Below are 19,801 nucleotides of genomic sequence, written 5' to 3'. Positions count from 1 at the left end.
GCGCGGGCGCGCCGGGGGTAACACCGCGCGCCGGGTCCGGCCGGTGAGAACCCGCGTGGTCAGAGCTTTTCCGGCGTCCGGACGCGGTTCGGCCGCGTCATCCGGTGGCGCGGCGGGCGAAGTCCGCGAGGAACCGCTCCGCGAGGGCTTCCCCCGTCACGTGTCCCACCGACCGGTACAGGCCCCTGGCCTCGCGCGCCGTCCCGTCGGCCAGCATCGAACGGCCCGCCGCGCCCTCCACCGCCGCCAGCCCGAGCAGTGCCTGGGCCTCCAGCAGGCGGTAGCCGCCCGCTCGGGCCGCGTCGAGGGCCGTCCGCGCGTGCTCGCCCGCTTCCGGCACCCGGCCGGCCGCCGCCAGTACCCACGCCAGCGTCGCCGACGCCTCCGCCAGCTGGCCGCGCAGCCCCGACTCCACGGCCAGCTCCCGTGCCTCGCTCAGCACGCGCTCCGCCGACGTCAGGTCGCCGCCGGCTTCCGACGCCCGGCCCAGCGCGATCAGCGCCGCCGCTTCCACCTGGCGGTCGCCGTCGCGGCGGACGCGGTCCAGGGCCTCTTCCGCCGTTCGGGCCGCCTCGGCGTGGTCGCCGCGGGCGCCCTGCAACGCGCTCAACGCGGTCAGCGCGGTCGCCTCGCCGAAGCTCGAACCGAGGCCGCGGAACGCGCTCAGCGATCCGTCCACCGCTTCGGCCGCCTCCTCGAAGCGCCCGGTCTCCAGCAGCACCCAGCCGAGGTCGGCGAGGTTCGCGGCCTCCCAGAACCGCAGGTCCTTCCGGCGGCACAGCGCGACCGCCTCGCAGAGGCAGTCCTCGGCCTGCTCCAACCGGCCCAGCTGCCGGTAGTGGCAGCTCAGCGAGTTCAGCGCGAGCGCCTCGCCCGAGGAGTTGGCCAGCTCGCGGAACAGCTGGATCGCGCGGCGGCTGTGTTCGACCGCTTCCGACAGCCGGCCGGTCCACTCCAGCATCGAGCCCAGGTTCGCGACCGCCGTCGCCTCGCACTCGCGCCAGCCGCACGCCCGGCTGGCCAGCACCGCCTTCTCCGAGTGCCGGATGCCCGCCTCGTGCTGGCCTTCGCGGAAGTACGCGCCGCCGATCGACAGGTGCACCAGCGCTTCGGCCGGCCGGGCGCCGTGCTCCCGCGCCGCGTTCAGCACGATCGGCGCGAGCTCCAGCCACTCCGCGCGGCGCCCGTGGTCGTGGAAGAACCGCCGCAGGGCGTCGGCGAGGTACCAGGCGGCGGGGTACGGCCCCCGCGTCGCCGCCAGCCGCAGCGCCGCCGCCAGGTTCGGCACCTCGACGTCCAGCCAGGCGACGGCTTCGGCGGCGTCGGCGAACTCGACCGGGCTCGGCGCCGCCGGGGCGTCTTCGCGGGGGAGCGTCACGATCCGGGCGCCGAACAACGCCACGGCGGCGTCCGCGGCCGCGCAGTACCCGGTGAACAGCCGCTCCCACGCCTTTTCGCGCGCGACTTCGTCTTCGTCGGCGCGGACGCACCGCTCGGCGTAGCGCCGGGCGAGGTCGTGGAACCGGTAGCGCCGCGGCGCGTGCGCCTCCAGGAGGTTCGCCGCGGCCAGCCCGCGCAGCCGCCGGGTCGCCTCCTCGGCCGGCACGTCCAGCAGCCCGGCCGCGGCGACCGCCGTGAAGTCGGCGCCCGGCACCAGCGCCAGCAGCCGGAACGCGTGCCGCAGCCCGGGCGGCAACGCCTGGTAGGACACCGAAAACGCCTTCGCGACGGCGCTTTCGCCCGTCCCGTCGAAGCCGAGCTGGGCCAGGGGGTCGCCGCGCAGCTCCTCGACGAGCTCGCCGAGGCTCGCGACCCCGGTGTTCGCCGCCGCGATCCGCAGGGCGAGCGGGTGGTGCCCGCAGAGCCGGGCCAGCTCGGCCGCCGCCTCGGGCTCGGTGGCCACCCGTTCGCCGAGCAGGACGGTCAGCAGCGCGCGCGAGTCGTCCTCGGGCAGCTGTGTCAGGCCGAGCGACCGCGCGCCGGTGCGCGCGACGAGCTCGTCGAGCCGGTGGCGGCTGGTCACCAGCACCCGGCCCGACGACGGCAGCAGCGGCAGCACCTGGGCGGCGTCGCGGGCGTTGTCCAGCACCACCAGCGCCTGCCGGTCGGCCAGCAGCGACCGGTAGAGCTTGCTCTGGTCGTCGATGCCCGGCGGCACGTCCCGCAGGTCGACGCCGAGGGTGCGCAGCAGCTGGGCGAGCGCGGCGGCGGGCGTGAGCGGCTCGTCGTCGGCGTCGAAGCCGCGCAGGTTCACGTACAGCTGGCCGTCGGGGAAGCCCGCCCGCGCGGTGTGGGCCCAGTGCACGGCCAGCGCGGTCTTGCCGACACCGGCGGTGCCGGTGATCACCCAGACGTCGCCCGGCTCGTCGAGCGCGGCCAGCTCCGGCGCCCGGCCGGTGAACCCGCGGACGTCCAGCGGCAGCTCGGCGGGCCGCGGCACGACCGGGACCGCGGCCGGCGCCGGCTCGCCTTCGCCGCGCAGGATCCGCATCCGCAGGTCGCGCAGGGCCTGGCCGGGTTCGATGCCGAGCTCGGCCACCAGCAGCTCGTGCGCCCGCGCGTAGGTCTCGAGGGCTTCCGGAGTGCGGCCGCAGCGGTGCAGCGCGAGCATCAGCGCGGCCCGCAGCCGTTCCCGGAACGGCTGCTCCTCGACGAGCCGGCGCAGCTCGCCGACGACCTCGGCGTGCCGGCCAGAGGCCAGTTCCTGCTCGTAGAGCTCCTCCAGCACGACGAGCCGGCGTTCGGTCAGCGCCGGGCCTTCGTGCTCGGCCAGCGGCTCGCTCACCCCGCCGAGCGGGGTGCCTTCCCACAGCGCCAGCGCGGCCCGCAGGTGCGCGACGGCCGCCGCGCCGGACGTCGCCCTGGCCTGGGCGACCTCGTCGTCGAACACGTCGAGGTCCCGGTCACCGGGAGCGACCTCGATCACGTAGCCGGGCGCGCGCCGGACGATGACGTCGCGGCCGAGGAGCTTCCGCAGCTCCGAGACGTGCACCTGCAGCCGCCCGCGGACGCTCGGCGGCGCGTTCTCACCCCAGGTGAGGTCGATGAGCCGATCTTCGCTGACCACGCGGTTCGGGTTCAGCAGGAGCGCGGCCAGCACGGAAGTCTGCTTCTGGCCGCCGGGCCGGACGGCACCGGCATCGCCGAGGACCGTGACCGGCCCGAGCAGGCGGTAGCGCACGTGGAGCCCCCAGAAGGCCGACCGAAGCGGAACGGAAGTGCCGTGGCCGACCCTATCCCCGGCCGAGGAGAAAAGGGGGCCGCGGGTGGACACCGACGACGACGGACGGCTGCTGTTCGTCTGCTTCCCGGACGCGGGGGAAGCAGCCGGGCGGTACCGGGCCTGGCGCGATCCGCGGATCGCGGTGCACGTCGTCGAGCTGCCGGGCCGGGGCGAGCGCCGGGAGGAGCACTCGTACCGGGACATGTGGCTGCTGGTGGAGTCCCTCGCGGCGGAGCTGGCCGGGGTGCTCGCCCGCCCGCACGTGCTGTTCGGCGCGGGGCTCGGCGCGCTGGTCGCCTACCGGCTGGCGCAGCGGCGGGTGGCCGCGGGACTGGGGGTCCCGCGGGCACTCGTCGTGGCGCACCAGGCGCCGCCGGACCGGGCCGCGCGGGTCGTGCCGGAGCAGGCGGCCCGCGCGGACGTCAGCCTGCTGGCCAGCGACGCGCACGTGCCCGTGGCGCCGCCGCTGCCGTGCCCGATCCGCGGGTTCGGCGAGCCGCACGTGATGACGGGGTGGGGCGAGCACACCAACGCGGGGTTCGTGCTCGCCCCGGCCCGGGTGCGGGACAGCGGCGCGCTGCTGCGCGACGCCGTCCTGCGCGCGGGCTACCTGGTTTCCGCGCTGGCCGTCCCGGGCCTCGGCGAGTCGCCGATGTAGGGACCGACGCCGATGGACGGGCCGGTCTGGGGCGGCTTCTCGGCCGCCTGGGCGGCGGGCGCGAGGACGAAGACAGCCAGGAAGGCCGTGCCGATGACGGCCTGGAACACGCGGGCTCTCATGGTTCGACTCCTCAGGTTCGGATTGCGGCCGATCTTGCCCGAACCGGCTTCCAAACCGCTTCCCTTTGCCCGTAGTGGTCATCCGGTCACCGGCGGTCCCTTGTGGAGGGAATCGTGCCGCTGTCACCATGTTCGTCATGGGGAGTGACGAGGCGAACACGATCCGGGCCATGGCGAGTCTCGCGACACCCATGGCGCTGCGCGTCGCGGTGACCCTCGGCCTGCCCGACCGGCTCCGCGATGACGTCGCCGTGGATCGGCTCGCGGAGGACCTCGGCGTCGCGCCGGTCCCGCTCGGGCTGCTGCTGGGGCACCTCACGACACTGGGGTTCTTCGAGCGGACGGCCGCCGGCTACCGGACCACGGCCTACGGCGAGCACCTCTGCGGCGACACCCTGACCAGCGTCCTGCTCAACCTCGACACCGCGGGCGGGCGCGCCGAGCTGGCGTTCATCGAGCTCCTGCACAGCGTCACCACCGGGGAGGCCGGCTACGACCGCCGGTACGGGCGGGACTTCTGGGCCGACCTCGCCGGGCACCCGCCGCTGCGGGAGTCGTTCGACCGGCAGATGGCGCACCGGCTGCGGGCCGAGGCCCCGCAGCTCGCGGCCGGCTACGACTGGGACCGGTTCGCCACGGTCGTCGACGTCGGCGGGGGTCCCGGGACGGCGCTCGCCGCGATCCTGGCGGCCCACCCCGGGATGCGAGGCCGGCTGGTCGACCTCGACGTCTCCACGGCCGCCCGGACCTTCGCCGCGCACGGGCTCGAGGACCGGGCTTCGGTCCTCGCGGGCAGCTTCTTCGACCCGCTCCCGGCCGGCGCGGACGCCTACCTGCTGTGCGACATCCTGCACAACTGGGACGACGAGCCCGCCGGTCGAGTGCTGGCGCGCTGCGTCGAGGCGGCTCGTCCGGACGGCCGGGTGCTGGTCGTCGAGGCGGTCGGCGGTCGGCGCGGCCGCACCGACATGGACCTGGCCCTGCTCGTCAGCTTCGGCGGCCGGGAGCGCCGGGTGGCCGAATTCCGTGAGCTCGCCGCCGTCCACGGGCTGGCGCTCGACGGCGTGACCGACGTGAGCGAGGGACGTTCCCTGCTGGAGTTCCGAATTACATAAGCGCTGTTACAATTTGGCCCGTGTCCCTGACCGGTGCTTTCGTCGACCTGACCCCGCTTCGCGTGTCGCCGGCCTTCAGGAGGCTCTGGCTGGGCCGGGTGTTCTCGGGCTTCGGAGCGCAGATGACGCTCGTCGCCGTGATGTTCCAGGTGTGGGAGCAGACCCGGAGCACGATCTGGACCGGGGCCGTCGGGCTCGCCCAGGCGCTGCCGGTGGTCGTGTTCGGGTTGTTCGCCGGGTCGCTGGTGGACCGCGTCGACCGGCGGAAGTTCGCGTTGCTCACGACCGCGGGGCAGGCCGGCTGCTCGGTTCTCCTCGCGGTGCAGGGGTTTCTCGGCGACGTGCCGGTCCTGGCCGTGCTGGGGCTGGTGGCCGCGCAGTCGTGCTTCGTCGCGGGCGGCGGGCCGGCGGCACGCACGTTCGTCCCGCGGCTGCTGACGCCGGAGCAGCTCCCGGCCGGGCTGGCGCTGAACCGGATCGCGTTCCAGGGCGCGATGCTGCTCGGCCCGGCGCTGGCCGGGCTCCTGCTGGGCCGGTTCGGGGTGGGCGGCTGCTACCTGGTCGACGCGCTGACGTTCGCGATGGCGTTCTACGGCGTCATCGGCCTCCCGCCGATGCGCCCCGACGGCGAACTGTCCCGGCCGGGGCTGCGCGGAGTGCTGGACGGGCTGGCGTTCCTGGTGCGCACGCCGGTCGTCCGGGGAGCGCTGCTGACCGACCTGGCGGCGACGGTCCTGTCGATGCCGATCAGCCTGTTCCCGCTGGTGAACGCCGAGAAGTTCGCGGGCGACCCGCGGACGCTGGGACTGTTCCTGTCGGCGATCGCGGTGGGCGGGGTGGCGGCCTCGGTGTTTTCGGGGACGTTCACCCGGCTGCCGCAGCCGGGCCTGGTGATGCTGGCGGGATCGGCGGCGTGGGGCGGGGCGCTGGTGGTGTTCGGGCTGGCACCGGACCCGCGGGTGGGCCTGGCGTGCCTGGTCCTGGCGGGCGCGGCGGACACGGTTTCGGTGGTTTCCCGCGGAGCGCTGGTGCAGCTCAACACGCCGGACGCACTGCTCGGCCGGGTCGCGGCGGCGGAGCAGATCGTCGGCCAGGCGGGCCCGGACCTCGGCAACCTGCGGGGCGGGCTGGTCGCGGGCGTCACCTCGGGAGCGGCGGCTTTGGTGAGCGGCGGGGTGTTGTGCGTGGTCGCGGTGGTGCTGGTCGGGGCAGGCACGCCGGGCTTGCGCCGCTTCGCGACACCGGCGGGTAGTGGGTCTGCCGCGGCCGGTCGTGAGTGAGAAACAGTGTTCTAACCCTGTTTCCCACTCACGACCTCGCCACTGCTCAGCTGGACCCGAAGTGTGCACGCCCGGTCATCGTGTGGGCTTCCGCCGCACCTCGCCGCGAGGTAGTTCTTTCCAGACGGCACTTTCGTCCGTCCGGAAAGGACCGAAATGATCAAGCGAACCTGTGCGGCCGCACTCCTCGCCGTCGCCGCGGCGGGACTGGCGGTCGCGCCCGCCGAAGCGACCGTCCAAAGTGGAAGCGGCACCATCGGTGACCCCTGGGTGCCGACCCGCGCCGCGCACATCACCTGCCAGACCGCCACCCTCTTCGGCAACTACACCCCCGGCCAGGGCCATTCCGACCCGATCGCGACGCTCGTGCAGGGCAACTACATCGGCGTCCGCTACATCACCTCCGATCACAACTCCGCCGACGTCTTCTGGCACGGCACGAGCAAGTGGGGCTTCGTGCTCCGCGACTGCTTCTCCTTGAGCTGAAAGGGAACCGATGAAACGCGCCACCCTGACCGCGGCACTCACCATCGCCGCGGCGATCGCCGCCGCCCCCGCGGCGGAGGCCGGCACCGTGCACGAAATCTGCGCCCAGGACCTCTACGTCCGGACGCAGCCGGCCGGCGTCATCGTCGGCACCCTCTACCGCGGCGACCACTTCGAGCTGTCGCGGTACTCGCCCAGCGGCGACTGGGCCGAGGGCTACGCGATGGGTCACGTGAACCAGCGCGGCTGGATCCAGGCCGGCTGGTTCTGCTGACCCTCAGGGCAGCTTGAGCGAAAGCACGTCCGGCACCGTCACCAGGCTGCCGTAGAGGTTGGCGTTCCCGCCGATGGCGAGGACGCGGTGCGCCGGGGTCGCCGCGCAGAGCAGGGACGCCCGGCCGTGGGGGAGCAGCGTGCCCAGCAGCACCCATTCCCCCGTGCGGACGTCGAGGACCTCGGTCGTGCGGTCGCGGGCGGCCGGGTCCTCGACCGGCGCGGGACCGCCGCCGGCCACCACGATCCGGTCGCCCACCCGCACCGCGCCGGGCGCGCCGCGGCGCTTGCGCATCGGCGCGACCGCCTCCCAGCGGTCGGTGTCCGGGCAGTACCGCTCCACCGCGTCGAGCGCGGTCTGCTGCCGGCTGGGCAACCCGCCGAGCGCGTACAGGTGCGTCTCGGTCGCGACGAGCCGGAACCGGGCGCGCGGGGTGAGCATCGGGGCCACCGGCGCCCAGTGCCCGGTCGCCGGGTCGAAGACGAGCACGGCGTCCGTGGCGTGCTCCTCCGGGTCGCCGTCCCCGACGAAACCGCCTGCCACGTAAAGCTTTCCGCCCAGCCCGGCTGCCGAAGCAGCGCCGAGCGGCACGGGCAGGGGCGGGCTCGGCCGCCACGCGTCGGTCGCCGGGTCGTACACCTCGACGACGTCGCTGGTGCGCTCGTCCGCGGTGATCCCGCCGGCGGCGTAGATCAGCCCGCCGACCACCCCGGCCGCGTGGTTGCCGCGCGGGGTCGGCATCGGGCTGACGTAGCGCCAGGCGCCGCTGCCCGTGACCTTGCGCGTCTCCACCGAGCCGAAGCCCACGTTCCCGTCGGTCCCGCCGAGCACGAAGACGTCGTCCCCGACGGTCGCCACCTCGTGGGCGAACCTCGGCGACAGCATCGGCGGCCGGTACTTCCACGACACGTTCATCGCGCACCCCTCCCATTCCGCTCGCCAGAGTCTCCGAAGGCGATCTTTTTGTTACCGCTTCCGCCGAAATTGGTTTTTCGCTGGCCGGCCGCGCACGGGCGATTCCTTCCCGATGGGTCATCCGCTGTAGTGCGCTCGGCTGAATGGCGGAGGTTGATCACGCTGTGTGCCGACTTCTCGTGGGTTTGTTTCCGCTGGTGATCACCACCCGGTCAGTGGATTACCTGTTTGAACGCTGTTCTGGCTTTCCCGGATCGATATTTGCGGACCCGGAAAACGTCATCTACAGTCCGGCAGATCGCGGCTGAACGAGCCGGATTTCCGTGGTTTGTAGATTCTTCTGCGAGGATTGGCATGCTCAAACACGCCTCGACACGCCGGTTCGCCGTGCTCGCTCTCGTCCTCGCACTGGTGAGCGCGTGCAGTCAGCGCGGTGGCTCCGGATCGGGTGGCGCCGTCGAAAAGCCGGCGATCCGGGTCGCGATCTTTTCCGCCGTCGACCTGGCGACCTTCTGGCTGGCCCAGGAGGGCGGCTACTTCAAGGCCCAGGGGCTCGACGTGCAGGCCGACACCGGTGCCAGCGGCCAGGAGGCCCTGACCCGGATGACGAACGGCCAGGACGACCTCGCGATGTCCACGTACACCCTGTTCTTCCTGGCGAAGAACAACGGTACCGACGTGCGGCTGATCGCGGACGCCACCTCGGCCAGCCCGCGCAGCAACGAGCTGGTCACCGTGCCGAACTCGCCGGTCAAGACGGTCGGCGACCTGAACGGCAAGCGGATCGCCATCAGCTCGAAGAACGCCGCTTCGGACGTGCTGACCCGGTCGGTGATGCGCGACCACGGGGTCGGCTTCGACAAGGTGCAGTGGGTGCCGATGCCGTTGCCGGACATGGGGACCGCGCTGGCGCAGGGCCGCGTCGACGCCGCCTACCAGCCGGAACCGTTCCTCACCCAGTCGGCCAAGGTCGCCGGCGCGTACCCGGTCATCGACGCCGCCAGCGGCAGCACGCAGTCGTTCCCCCTCACCGGCTTCGGCGCGACGGCGCAGTGGGTCCAGGCCCACCCGAAGACGATGCTCGCGTTCCAGCGCGCGATGCTCAACGCCACGCGCGCCGCGGTCGACCGCGCGCGGATCGAGCCGCTCGTCGTCCGCAACGCCAAGGTGGACCAGGACATCGCGAGCCTGATGGTGATGCCCGCGTTCGGGTCCACTCTGGACGCCCGCCGCATCCAGCGGGTGCCGGACCTGCTGCAGCAGCTGGGCGTCGTCCAGACGAAGCTCGACGCCTCCTCGATGATCGCCCCGCAGGCGAGTACCGGCTGACCGGGGTCTGGAGGAGCAGGGCGGGTGCGCTGAAAAGCGCACCCGCCCTTCTTGCGTCGTAAGGACTTCCCCCGGCGCACGGGCATCTCGAAATTCACGGACCGGCCCGCGCTGATCCGGTTTCCGATGGTTCACACCTTGACACGACCGGCGCCGCACCCCACCCTCTTCATACCGACCGCGCGGTACGGCCCGGTCCACATGGTGAGACAGGAGTGTCATCGATGACACCTCGTGGTGAGGCTCTTCCCCGCGAAGACCTGCTCGTGGTCGACGGCCTCACCGTGCGGTTCGGCGGGCTCACCGCGCTCAACGACGTGCGGATGAGCGTCGACGCCGGCACCGTCGTCGGGGTCATCGGCCCCAACGGCGCCGGGAAGACGACGCTCTTCAACGTCATCTGCGGCTTCGTCCGGCCCCAGTCCGGGCGTGTGCTGTGGCGCGGCGAACCGCTCGTGCGGCACCGTCCCGAACACCTCGCCGGGCTCGGGATCGTCCGCACCCTCCAGGGTCTCGGTCTCTTCTCCGGGCTGACCGTGCTCGAGAACGTGATGGCCGGCGCGGGCCGGCACGCCAAGACCGGCCTGCTCCCCGCGCTCGTCGGCGCCGGACGCTCGGCGCGCGACGAAGCCGGTCTCGCGCAGCGGGCCCGCCAGACGCTCGGGGAGCTCGGGATCGCCGATCTCGCCGACCGGCTGCCCGGCGTTCTTCCTTACGGCGTGCGAAAACGCGTCGCCCTCGCGCGGGCGCTGGTGGCCGAGCCGGACCTGCTGCTGCTCGACGAACCCGCCAGCGGGCTTTCGGCCGCCGAGCTCATCGAGCTCTCGACGTTGATCCTTTCGCTGCGGCGGCACATGGCGGTCGTGCTCGTCGAACACCACATGGACCTCGTCATGCAGGTCTGCGACCGCGTCGTGGTGCTCAACTTCGGCGAGGTGATCGCCGCGGGCGCCCCGGCCGAGATCCAGGCCGACCCCCGCGTGGCCGAGGCCTACCTCGGTGACCCCGCCGAGGAGGCGCCCGGTGCTTGAGATCGACGAGCTTTCCGTGGCCTACGGCGCCGTCCGCGCGCTCGACGGGGTCGGCCTGCGGGTCGACCGCGGCGGGATCACCGCCGTGCTCGGCGCCAACGGCGCGGGCAAGACGACGCTGCTGCGCACGATCAGCGGCCTGCAGCCGGCCCGCGGCGGCCGGATCGCGTGGGACGGCAGGGACCTCACCGGGCTGGCCCCCGACCGCATCGCCCGCGGCGGCGTGGCGCACGTGCCCGAAGGCGGCGGGGTGATCACCGAGCTGACCGTCGACGAGAACCTCCGGCTGGGCGCGCTGTGGCGCCGCGACCGCGCCGACCGCGAGGCCGCGCGCAGGGAGGTGTTCGAGCTCTTCCCGCCGCTGGAAGAACGTGCGGCGAAACCCGCCGCGACGCTGTCCGGCGGCGAGCGGCAGATGCTGGCCATCGGCCGCGCCCTGATGAGCCGGCCGGAACTGCTGCTGCTGGACGAGCCGTCACTCGGCCTCGCACCGCTGATCACCGCCCGGATCATGGGCATCCTGCGGGACCTGCGGACCTCGACCGGGCTCACCGTCGTGCTCGTCGAGCAGAACGCGCACAGCGCGCTGTCCATCGCCGACAACGGTTACGTCCTCGCGCTCGGCAGCGTGGTGGCCGTCGACACCGCCGCGGAGCTGCTGGCCGACGACGGTCTCCGCCACGCCTACCTCGGGTTCTGAAGACCGTAATCATGGAGGTGAACGGTCCGGTATGCAGGAATTCTTCGACCTGACCCTCGGCGGGATCTCCGCCGGCGCGGTCTACGCGGCCCTCGGGCTCGCGCTGGTCATCATCTACCGGGCCACCCGGGTGGTGAACTTCGCGCAGCCCGCCCTCGCCCTGATTTCGACGTACCTCGCGTACTCCGTGACGAAGGCGACGGGCAGCTACTGGCTCGGCTTCGCCGTCGCGATCGTGGCCGGGACGCTGCTGGGCGTCGCCACCGAACGGCTGCTGATCCGGCCACTGCGGCACCGCTCCGAGCTGAGCTCGATCATCGTCACGCTCGGGCTTTTGCTGGTGCTGCAGGCGATCGCGGGCATGATCTGGTCCAACGAGCCGCTGGCGTTCCCGTACGCCTTCGACTTCGTCGGCCGGTTCTCCGCCAACGACCTGTTCGTGGTGCTGGTGGTGCTCGTGATCGCCGCGCTCGTGCTGGTGGTGTTCAAGTACACGCCGCTGGGCCTGCGGATGCGGGCGGCGGCGTTCGCCCCGGAGGTGGCGCGCACGCTCGGCGTGCGGGTCGGGCTGATGCTCACGGTCGGCTGGGGCCTGGCGGCGGCGGTCGGCTCGCTGGCCGGGCTGCTCGCCACCCCGCCGTTCCTCTTCCCGAACGTGCTGGACGGCGTCTTCGTCTACGCGCTCACCGCGGCGGTGCTCGGCGGCCTGGACAACCCCTTGGGCACCATCGCCGGCGGGTTCGTCCTCGGCGTCGGACTGTCCTACGTGTCCGGCTACCTCGGACCGGAGATGGTGACGATCGCCGCGCTGGCGATCCTCGTCGTCGTGCTGATCGTGCGTCCCAGCGGGTTGTTCGGCCGCGCGAAGGTGAGGCGGGTATGACCGTGCGCACGAGTCTTCCGGAGACCCGCGCCGAGACGGTGGCGAACAAGCGGACGCTGCCACCGCTGCTCCGCCACGTCCTGTTCGCGCTGGCCGCGTTCGCCGCCGTCGTCCTGCTGACGCTGGTCACCGACGAGTTCACCAACCTGCGGATCGCGACGATCGGCTACTACCTGATCGCGGTCGCCGGGCTGACCCTGCTCACCGGGCTCACCGGGCAGGTCTCCCTGGGCCACGGCGCGTTCATGTTCATCGGCGCGTACACGGTGGCGCTGCTGGTGCGCCGGGTGCCGTCGTTCCCGCTGTGGGCCGACCTGCTGCTCGCGTCGGCCGCCGGCGGGCTCGCCGGGCTGCTGGCCGGGGCCGCCGCGGCCCGGCTGCGCGGCCCGTACCTCGCCGGGGCGACGCTCGCGCTGGCCGTCGGCCTGCCCGCGCTGACCCGCCGGTTCCAGGACTTCCTTGGCGGCAGCAACGGTCTCAGCTTCACCGTCCACAGCAGACCGTCCGGGGTGACCGTTCCCGAACTGCGCTGGCAGACCTGGGTCGTCTGGCTCAGCGTGCTCATCGCGCTGGTGCTGGTGGTCAACGTCGTGCGCGGCCGGCTCGGGCGCGACTTCCGGGCCGTGCGCGACGACGAGGTCGCCGCGTCGCTGAGCGGGATCGCCGTCGGCCGCACGAAGATCCTCGCGTTCCTGATCAGCGCGATGTGCGGTGGCCTGGCCGGCGGCCTGCAGGCGTTCCTGCTCGGCACCGCCGCACCCGGCTCGTTCACGCCCGCGCTGTCGCTGAGCCTGCTGGCCGCCGTGGTGCTGGGCGGGCTGGGCTCCCTGTGGGGCGCGCTGTGGGGCGCGGTCGCGCTCGTCTACTTCCAGGCCTGGTCCGAGGACCTCGCCGACGTCCTGCACCTCAACACCGACGTCGCCAACAACCTCCCGCTCGCGGTGTACGGCGTGATCCTCATCGTCGTCGTGCTCGCCTTCCCGCGCGGCATCCAGGGCGGTTTTCAGTGGCTGCGCAAGCTTCTCCGTCGACCCGCCGAAAAGAAGGAGAACCATGAGAACCACTAGGTACGGCGCGGGGTTCCTCGCTCTCGCCTTGGCCCTGACCGCGTGCGGAGGTGCGGGGGAGAGCGACGGCGGCGGTCAGCAGGCCGCCGACTCGGCCGTCGGCGTCACGAAGGACACCGTCACCATCGGCACACACCAGCCGCTGACCGGCCCGGCCGCGCCCGGGTACAGCAAGATCTCCGTCGGCGCCCGCGCGGTGTTCCAGTCGATCAACGACGGCGGCGGCATCAACGGCCGCAAGATCGACTACAAGGTCGAGGACGACGGGTACAACCCGACGAAGACCGTCGAGGTCGTCAAGAAGCTCGTCCTGCAGGACAAGGTGTTCGCGATCGTCGGCGGGCTCGGCACGCCGACGCACTCGAAGGTCGTCGACTACCTGAACACCGAGGGCGTGCCGGACCTGCTGGTGTCCTCGGGCGCGCTGGCGTGGGACAACCCGCAGAAGGCGCCGATGACCTTCGGCTACCAGCTGGACTACGCGCGTGAGGGCAAGATCCAGGGCAAGTACATCAAGGACAACTTCGCCGGCAAGAAGATCGGGTACTTCACGCAGAACGACGACATCGGCCGGGACACCCAGGCGGGGCTCGACCAGTTCGTGAAGGACCAGACCGTCGTCCGGCAGGGCTACGACAGCGCCAACACCGACGTCACGCCGCAGCTGTCCGCGCTCAAGGCCGCGGGCGCCGAGGTCGTCGTCTGCGAGTGCATCCCGGCGTTCACCGCGCTGTCGATCCTGGCCGCGGCGAAGATCGGCTACAAGCCGCAGTTCGTCGTCAGCAGCATCGGCGCCGACCCGGCGACGCTGTCCGGGCTGCTGCAGGACTTCGCCAAGCGCGGCGGCGCGACCGTCTCGAGCGCGCAGCTGCTGTCCGGGCTGATCGGCACCGGCTACCTGCCCGACGTCTCGCAGACGTCCGACCCGTGGGTCGCCTACTTCAAGGGCATCCACGACAAGTACATCCCGAAGGAGCCGCTCACCAACACGCTGTTCTACGGGATGGTGCTGGGCTACACGTTCGGCCAGGCGCTGAAGGCCGCCGGGCCGGACCCGACGCGCCAGAAGATCGTCGAAGCGATGAGCTCCGGGCAGCTGAAGGGCCCGGGCCTCACGCCGTTCGGGTTCTCGAAGGACTCGCACTCCGGGTACACCGGCGGGTTCGTGTTCAAGATCAACCCGGACACCACGACGACGGTGATCCAGCCACCGTCGGTCACCGACCGGGGCACCGGGGCCATCACGCCGTACACCGGTGAACGCGCCACTCCGGAGCAGGTGAACCTGCTGGGCAAGTGAGGATCGGGCCGGTCCGCGGCGCCGTGCGGACCGGCCTCCCCGCTCACATAGGGTGGCGACATGAGCGTGCGGGACAAGGTGGTGCGGGCGGCGGTACGCCTGTTCGCCGAGAAGGGGTTCGAGGCCACGACGGTCCGGGAGATCGTCGAAGAGGCCGGCGTCACCAAAGGTGGGCTGTACCACTACTTCGAGTCCAAGGACGACCTGCTCCTGGAGATCTACACCGCGATGCTGCGAATGCAGGCCCAGCGGATGCGGACCATCGCGGAGTCGGACCTGCCGCTGCCGGAACGGCTGCACGCCATCATCGCCGACGTCGTCGTCACCAGTATCGCCGACCTCGACGCGGCGACGGTGTTCTTCCTGTCGTTCCCGCTGCTGGAGAAGTCCAAGCAGGTCCAGGTGCGGGCCGAGCGGCGCGTCTACCACGAGCGCGTGCGCGACCTCGTCGCCGAGGGGCAGCGCGCGGGCGTCTTCCGCGACGACGTCCCCGCCGACCTGGTGATCAACTACCACTACGGCGCGATCCACCGGCTCCACATGTGGTACCACGCGGACGGCCCGCTGTCGGGGGAGCAGGTCGGCGAGCACTTCGCGAACCTGATGCTGCGCAGCCTCCGTCCTTAGTGGACGGTCTACCGTGGTGCCATGCACATCGTGGCGGTCCTCGCGCTCGACCAGGTCGTCCCGTTCGACCTGGCGACGCCCATCGAGGTCTTCTCGCGGACGCTCCTGGGCGGCGCACCGGCCTACGAGGTCCGGATCTGCGGCCCCGAGCCCGAGCTCGACGCGGGGATGTTCACGCTCCGGCCGCCGTGGGACCTCGGCGGCCTGGCGGACGCGGACACGATCATCGTGCCGGGCCGGGCGTCGAACCCGCCCTTGCCGTCTTCGGTGATCTCGGCGTTGCGGAGCGCGGCGGCGCGGGGAGCGCGGATCGCGTCGATCTGCTCGGGGGCGTTCGTGCTGGCCGAGACGGGCCTGCTGGACGGCCTCCGCGCGACGACCCACTGGGCGGCCGCGCCCGAGCTCGCCCGGCTCTACCCGGCGATCGACGTCGACCCGGACGTGCTCTACGTGGACAACGGGCAGATCCTCAGTTCGGCGGGCGCGGCGGCGGGGCTGGACCTGTGCCTGCACCTGATCCGCCGCGACCACGGTTCGGCGGTGGCGGCGTCGGCGGCCCGGCTGTCGGTGATGCCCCTGGAGCGCGAGGGCGGCCAGTCCCAGTTCATCGCGCACGACGCGCCGCCGACGCCGCGCGGGTCCGAGCTGGAGCCGGTGCTGACGTGGCTGGAGGAGAACTGCGCGGCGGAGCTGACGCTGTCCGGCGTCGCGGCGCAGGTGGGGATGAGCACGCGGACGTTGAACCGCCGTTTCCGCGAGCAGACGGGGACAACGCCGTTGCAGTGGCTGCTGCGGGCCCGCGTCCGGCGGGCGCAGCATCTTCTGGAGGCGACGGGCGAGCCGGTGGACCGGATCGCGGCGCAGGTGGGGTTCGGCTCGCCGGGCGCGTTCCGGGAGCGGTTCAAGCGGGTGGTGGGGACGAGTCCGCAGGCCTACCGGGCGAGCTTCCGGGGCTGACCCGGCCGGCCGCGCGGAGGAAGAGGTCGCGCATCGAGCCCATGCCGTACTTGTCGACGGTGCTCGAGAGCTCCGCGACTTCGCGCAGGAGGGGCGTGATGTCTGTGCCGGCTTCGTCGCAGATCGCGTTCAGGGCGAGGATTTCGTCGCGGGTGTCGCGGCCGTGGTCACGGGCCGACAGGTGCAGGAGCCGGGTGCGGACGTCCGCACCCGGGAGGTGCGCGGCCCAGCAGAACGACGGGTAGCGCTCGAACACCGCCCGGACGGCGGCCCGCGTCTCGTCGTCGCCGTGTTCGTAGCGATTGAGCAGGGCCCGCAGCGCTTCCTCGGCTTCGGGTCGGACTCCGGCTTCGTCCAGGGGCTGGGCGGTGCGCAGTTTCTCCGCCCAGGCTGGATCGGAGAGGTCGATCGGGCGCTTCGCGATCGGTTCCAAGCACAGGTCCAGGAGTGCGACCGTCTCCTCGAGTTCCGCCACGGTTCACCGTAACCGGTAAGGTCGGGGCCATGTCGAGCCCCGAAGCGTCCAGGGTGGGGCCGCCGGTCATCCCGGCGGCCCGGTAACTCCCGACTTCCCGGGCTCCCCGGGTGACCACGAAGCGTCCACCGCGTTCGTGATCCCTGGAGCTTCTCTTGTCCCTGTACTTCCTCGCCCTGGGCGTGTTCGCCATGGGCACGTCCGAATTCATGCTGGCCGGGCTCGTCCCCGGCATCGCCGCGACGCTCGGCGTCTCGGTGGCTCAGGCCGGGTACCTCACCTCCGCCTTCGCCGCCGGGATGGTCGCCGGGGCGCCGCTCATGGCCGCGCTCGCGCGGACTTGGCGACCTCGCACCGCCCTGAACGCCTTCCTGGTCCTCTTCGTCGCCGCGCACGTCGCCGGCGGGCTGACGACGTCCTTCGCCGTCCTGCTCGCGACGCGGGTGGTCGCCGCCGTCGCGAACGCCGGGTTCCTCGCCGTCGCGTTGACCGCGGCCGTCGCGCTCGTGCCGCCGGACCGCACCGGCCGCGCGCTCGCCGTCCTCCTCGGCGGGACGACCCTCGCGTGCGTCGCCGGCATCCCCGGCGGGGCGCTGCTCGGCTGGCCCGCGGCCTTCTGGACCGTCGCCGCGCTGTGCCTGCCGGCCTTCGCCGCGGTGTCGCGCATCCCCAGCACCCCCGCCGGCGGCGAAGCCGACCTGAGGAGCGAGTTCGCCGAACTCCGTCCGCTCGCCCCGGTGCTGCTCCGCGCGGCGCTCGTCAACGCAGCCACCTTCGGCGTCTTCACCTACCTGGCGCCGCTGAGCGAGGGCGTCGCGCCGGCGCCGGTGGTGCTCGGTCTCTTCGGTGCCGGGTGCTTCGCCGGCATCACCGCGGCCGGACGGCTCGCGGACCGGTGGCCCGGCCGGGTCGTCGTCATCGGTGGGTCGCTGCTGCTCGGGGGCTGGGTCGCGCTGGCCCTGGTCCCGGCGGCGGTCGCCTTCCTCGCGTTCCCGCAAGGCGCGTTGTCGTTCGCGGTCGGCGGCACGGTGATCACCCGGATCCTGCGCCTGGCCACCGGTGCGCCGACGATGGCGGGCTCCTATGCGACAGCGGCGCTCAACGTCGGGGCGACGGCGGGCCCGGTGCTCGCCGGCGTGCTGAACCCGTTCTGGACCGCCGCGGCGCTGACCGCGTCGGCTATCGCCGTCGCCGGACGTAGTAGGTGATCAGCCCGGCCGTAGCGGCCAGCGCGATACCTCCCGCGATCATGCGGAGCGTGAAGTCCAGGCCGGTCACGGAGCCGCCGGCGTTGACCGCGGCGCTGATGGCCAAGACCACCCAGAGGACGATGGGGGTGGCGGTGCGGGCGGGGGCAGTGGTGTTTTCCATGTCCCGAACACTACGAACGCGGGCCCGCCTCGACGATCCCGCCGGCACCCGAAACCGGGGTGGTGCCCGCGCTACCCCGCGTCGCGGCCGAGGTAGGCGAGGACCGCCAGCACCCGGCGGTGGCCGCCGCCCTCGTCGGACGGCAAGCCGAGCTTCGCGAAAATGTTGCGGATGTGCTTGAGGACCGCGCCGTCGCTGACGACCAGCAGCTCGGCGATCGTGCTGTTGTTGTAGCCCTCGGCCATCAGCGCCAGCACTTCGCGTTCGCGTGCCGTCAACGCCTCGAGGGGATCGGCGGCGCGGCGGCGGGACATCAGCTGGCCGATGACCTCCGGGTCCATCGCCGTGCCGCCCTTCGCGACCCGCTCGAGCGCGTCGAGGAACCGCTCGACCTTGCCGACCCGCTCCTTGAGCAGGTAGCCGACCGCGCCGACGCCGTCCGCGAGCAGTTCGACCGCGTAGCTCGTCTCGACGTGGGCCGACAGCACCAGCACCGGCAGGCCCGGGTGGATCTCGCGGGCGCGCACGGCCGCGCGCAGGCCCTCGTCGCGGTGGGTCGGGGGCATCCGGACGTCCATCACGACGGCGTCGGGCCGGTCGGCCTCGACGAACGTCAGGAAGTCCTCGGCGTTGTCGAACGTCGCGGCGACCTCGATGCCCGCCGTCTTCAGCAGCAGCGCGAGGCCTTCGCGCAGCAGCGCGTCGTCCTCGGCGATCACGACCCGCATGGCAGCTCCACTCGCAGCACGGTCGGCCCACCGGGTGGGCTGGTCAGAGTCAGGGTGCCGTCGAAGGCTTCGGCGCGGCGCCGGATCCCGGCGATCCCGCTGCCGCGCTTCTCGTCGGCGCCGCCGCGGCCGTCGTCGCGGATCTCCAGGGTCAGCAGGCTCACCGTGCCGCCGAGCGTGATGTCCACCCGGGACGCGTCGGCGTGCTTGGTGACGTTGGCCAGCACCTCGGCGACGACGAAGTACGCGGCCGCTTCGACGGCGGCCGGGCGGCCGGTTTCGTACTCGACGGTGACCGCCGTCGGCACCGGCGTGCGCTCCGCGAGCGCCTGCACCGCGCCGGCCAAGCCGCGCTCGCTCAGCAGCGGCGGGTAGATGCTGCGCACGACCGTCCGCAGCTCGGCGAGCGCGTCGGTGGCGGTGTCCTGGGCCTTGACCAGCAGGTCGCGCACCGTGGCCGGGTCACGGTCGTAGAGCTGGCCGGCGATGCCCAGCTGCAGGACGACCGCCGCGATCCGCGCCTGGGTGCCGTCGTGCAGGTCACGCTCGATGCGGCGCAGCTCGGCGCCGTGCGCCTCCAGCGCGGCCGCCCGCGTCGCGGTCAGTTCGGCGACCCGGTCGGCCAGGACGACGCCCGCGGCGGGCCGCAGCAGCTTCCGCGCGGTGCGGGCCTGCCACTGCGCGGCGCGCGGCAGCAGGAGCGTCAGCCCGGTGAAGGCGATGCCGACCAGCAGAGTCAGCCCGGCGCGCGGCCACGAGTCGACGACGAAGCCGAGGGACCCCTGGATCCCGCCCGACGCCGGCCACGCCACGAGCGTCACGACCTGCTGGAGCACGCCCAGCGGCAGCCCGACCGCCATGCTGCCGAGCAGCATCCCGGTCGCGGCGTGGATGGCGAGCCACGCGAGGTCGCGGCGCGTCGCCGGGTCTTTCAGGGGCGAACCGTCCCGGTACGGCTCGGGGATCGCGTCGCCGAGCCGGCGCGCGGCCCGGCGGCGGTCGACCCCGACCGGCCACCGCGACAGCTTGATCGCCGGAGCCAGCGACGGGATGCCGACGCCGAACGGGCACAGCAGCAGCACGGCGAAGAGCCCGGCGAGGGCGAAGATCGACAACAGCGACGTGCCGGCGCCGACCACGAGGTAACGAGCCGCCGACCAGCACTCGCGCAGGCGGGTCGTCACGCCGACAGTGTCCCACCCCACCCCGGTGGTGGTGCTGGCGCTACCCCGCATCCACCTCTCCACGGGATTCAAGCCA

The 19,801-nt window shown here is 72.8% G+C and carries 21 protein-coding genes; 14 read left to right on the top strand and 7 right to left on the bottom strand.

The genetic code is table 11. The features are described 5' to 3' along the window. Positions 1–97 precede the first annotated feature (97 nt). Positions 98–3,181: an AfsR/SARP family transcriptional regulator gene (locus tag ACZ7OU_RS49425; protein ID WP_470260658.1), complete on the bottom strand. Its 3,084-nt coding sequence runs from the start codon at positions 3,179–3,181 to the stop codon at positions 98–100. Positions 3,182–3,266: 85 nt separating this feature from the next. On the opposite strand from ACZ7OU_RS49425, the gene ACZ7OU_RS49420 reads away from it, so the two are divergent. Then, positions 3,267–3,881, top strand: coding sequence for a thioesterase II family protein (locus ACZ7OU_RS49420; protein WP_470245514.1), 615 nt, complete (start codon positions 3,267–3,269; stop codon positions 3,879–3,881). Here the strand turns inward: ACZ7OU_RS49420 and ACZ7OU_RS49415 are convergent. Beyond that, complete coding sequence (locus ACZ7OU_RS49415) at positions 3,830–4,003, bottom strand: hypothetical protein (protein WP_470245513.1); 174 nt, start codon at positions 4,001–4,003, stop codon at positions 3,830–3,832. The two genes, ACZ7OU_RS49420 and ACZ7OU_RS49415, sit on opposite strands and share 52 nt — an antisense overlap. Before the next feature lie 137 nt (positions 4,004–4,140). Here ACZ7OU_RS49415 and ACZ7OU_RS49410 point away from each other — a divergent pair, with 137 nt between their 5' ends. From ACZ7OU_RS49410 to ACZ7OU_RS49395, 4 genes are all read left to right on the top strand, one after another. Continuing rightward, positions 4,141–5,118 carry a methyltransferase gene (locus ACZ7OU_RS49410; RefSeq protein WP_470260657.1) on the top strand — a complete coding sequence of 326 codons (978 nt, stop codon included), beginning with the start codon at positions 4,141–4,143 and terminating at the stop codon, positions 5,116–5,118. Between the two features lie 20 nt (positions 5,119–5,138). Beyond that, complete coding sequence (locus tag ACZ7OU_RS49405) at positions 5,139–6,398, top strand: MFS transporter (RefSeq protein WP_470260656.1); 1,260 nt, start codon at positions 5,139–5,141, stop codon at positions 6,396–6,398. A gap of 156 nt (positions 6,399–6,554) precedes the next feature. After that, entirely contained in the window at positions 6,555–6,884 is a 330-nt protein-coding gene (locus ACZ7OU_RS49400; protein ID WP_470260655.1) for a hypothetical protein, read from the top strand. Positions 6,885–6,894: 10 nt separating this feature from the next. Then, on the top strand, positions 6,895–7,158 hold the full coding sequence (locus ACZ7OU_RS49395) for an SH3 domain-containing protein (protein ID WP_470260654.1): 264 nt from the start codon (positions 6,895–6,897) through the stop codon (positions 7,156–7,158). A 3-nt stretch (positions 7,159–7,161) separates the two neighbouring features. On the opposite strand, the gene ACZ7OU_RS49390 is transcribed toward ACZ7OU_RS49395, so the two are convergent. Then, on the bottom strand, positions 7,162–8,073 hold the full coding sequence (locus tag ACZ7OU_RS49390; RefSeq protein ID WP_470245508.1) for a Kelch repeat-containing protein: 912 nt from the start codon (positions 8,071–8,073) through the stop codon (positions 7,162–7,164). A gap of 354 nt (positions 8,074–8,427) precedes the next feature. Between ACZ7OU_RS49390 and ACZ7OU_RS49385 the strand changes: the two genes are divergently transcribed. From ACZ7OU_RS49385 to ACZ7OU_RS49350, 8 genes are all read left to right on the top strand, one after another. After that, complete coding sequence (locus ACZ7OU_RS49385; protein ID WP_470260653.1) at positions 8,428–9,402, top strand: ABC transporter substrate-binding protein; 975 nt, start codon at positions 8,428–8,430, stop codon at positions 9,400–9,402. A 224-nt stretch (positions 9,403–9,626) separates the two neighbouring features. Then, positions 9,627–10,433, top strand: a complete 807-nt coding sequence (locus ACZ7OU_RS49380; RefSeq protein ID WP_470260652.1) for an ABC transporter ATP-binding protein — start codon at positions 9,627–9,629, stop codon at positions 10,431–10,433. Next, complete coding sequence (locus ACZ7OU_RS49375) at positions 10,426–11,133, top strand: ABC transporter ATP-binding protein (protein ID WP_470260650.1); 708 nt, start codon at positions 10,426–10,428, stop codon at positions 11,131–11,133. Before ACZ7OU_RS49380 ends, ACZ7OU_RS49375 begins: the two co-directional genes overlap by 8 nt. Before the next feature lie 31 nt (positions 11,134–11,164). Beyond that, positions 11,165–12,016, top strand: a complete 852-nt coding sequence (locus tag ACZ7OU_RS49370) for a branched-chain amino acid ABC transporter permease (protein ID WP_470260649.1) — start codon at positions 11,165–11,167, stop codon at positions 12,014–12,016. Beyond that, a complete protein-coding gene (locus ACZ7OU_RS49365) occupies positions 12,013–13,083 on the top strand; it encodes a branched-chain amino acid ABC transporter permease (protein ID WP_470260648.1) in 1,071 nt (356 codons plus the stop codon). The genes ACZ7OU_RS49370 and ACZ7OU_RS49365 overlap by 4 nt, the downstream gene beginning before the upstream one ends. Further along, entirely contained in the window at positions 13,070–14,383 is a 1,314-nt protein-coding gene (locus ACZ7OU_RS49360) for an ABC transporter substrate-binding protein (protein WP_470245502.1), read from the top strand. The genes ACZ7OU_RS49365 and ACZ7OU_RS49360 overlap by 14 nt, the downstream gene beginning before the upstream one ends. A 60-nt stretch (positions 14,384–14,443) precedes the next feature. Then, complete coding sequence (locus tag ACZ7OU_RS49355) at positions 14,444–15,010, top strand: TetR/AcrR family transcriptional regulator (RefSeq protein ID WP_470245501.1); 567 nt, start codon at positions 14,444–14,446, stop codon at positions 15,008–15,010. Positions 15,011–15,031: 21 nt separating this feature from the next. Then, entirely contained in the window at positions 15,032–15,967 is a 936-nt protein-coding gene (locus ACZ7OU_RS49350; RefSeq protein WP_470260647.1) for a GlxA family transcriptional regulator, read from the top strand. Here ACZ7OU_RS49350 and ACZ7OU_RS49345 read toward each other — a convergent pair. Then, entirely contained in the window at positions 15,912–16,442 is a 531-nt protein-coding gene (locus ACZ7OU_RS49345) for a hypothetical protein (RefSeq protein WP_470260646.1), read from the bottom strand. The genes ACZ7OU_RS49350 and ACZ7OU_RS49345 overlap by 56 nt on opposite strands. Before the next feature lie 143 nt (positions 16,443–16,585). On the opposite strand from ACZ7OU_RS49345, the gene ACZ7OU_RS49340 reads away from it, so the two are divergent. Then, a complete protein-coding gene (locus ACZ7OU_RS49340) occupies positions 16,586–17,650 on the top strand; it encodes an MFS transporter (protein ID WP_470260786.1) in 1,065 nt (354 codons plus the stop codon). On the opposite strand, the gene ACZ7OU_RS49335 is transcribed toward ACZ7OU_RS49340, so the two are convergent. The 3 genes from ACZ7OU_RS49335 to ACZ7OU_RS49325 form a co-directional block, all read right to left on the bottom strand. Continuing rightward, on the bottom strand, positions 17,622–17,813 hold the full coding sequence (locus tag ACZ7OU_RS49335) for a hypothetical protein (protein WP_470260645.1): 192 nt from the start codon (positions 17,811–17,813) through the stop codon (positions 17,622–17,624). The genes ACZ7OU_RS49340 and ACZ7OU_RS49335 overlap by 29 nt on opposite strands. A gap of 71 nt (positions 17,814–17,884) precedes the next feature. Continuing rightward, a complete protein-coding gene (locus tag ACZ7OU_RS49330) occupies positions 17,885–18,541 on the bottom strand; it encodes a response regulator (RefSeq protein ID WP_470260644.1) in 657 nt (218 codons plus the stop codon). Continuing rightward, positions 18,529–19,725: a sensor histidine kinase gene (locus tag ACZ7OU_RS49325; protein WP_470245496.1), complete on the bottom strand. Its 1,197-nt coding sequence runs from the start codon at positions 19,723–19,725 to the stop codon at positions 18,529–18,531. Before ACZ7OU_RS49325 ends, ACZ7OU_RS49330 begins: the two co-directional genes overlap by 13 nt. Between the last annotated feature and the right edge of the window lie 76 nt (positions 19,726–19,801).

Source organism: Amycolatopsis sp. NPDC114505 (assembly GCF_055633615.1).
Note: the sequence above shows the minus strand (reverse complement) of the source record. Positions and strands in the feature narration are given on the sequence as shown.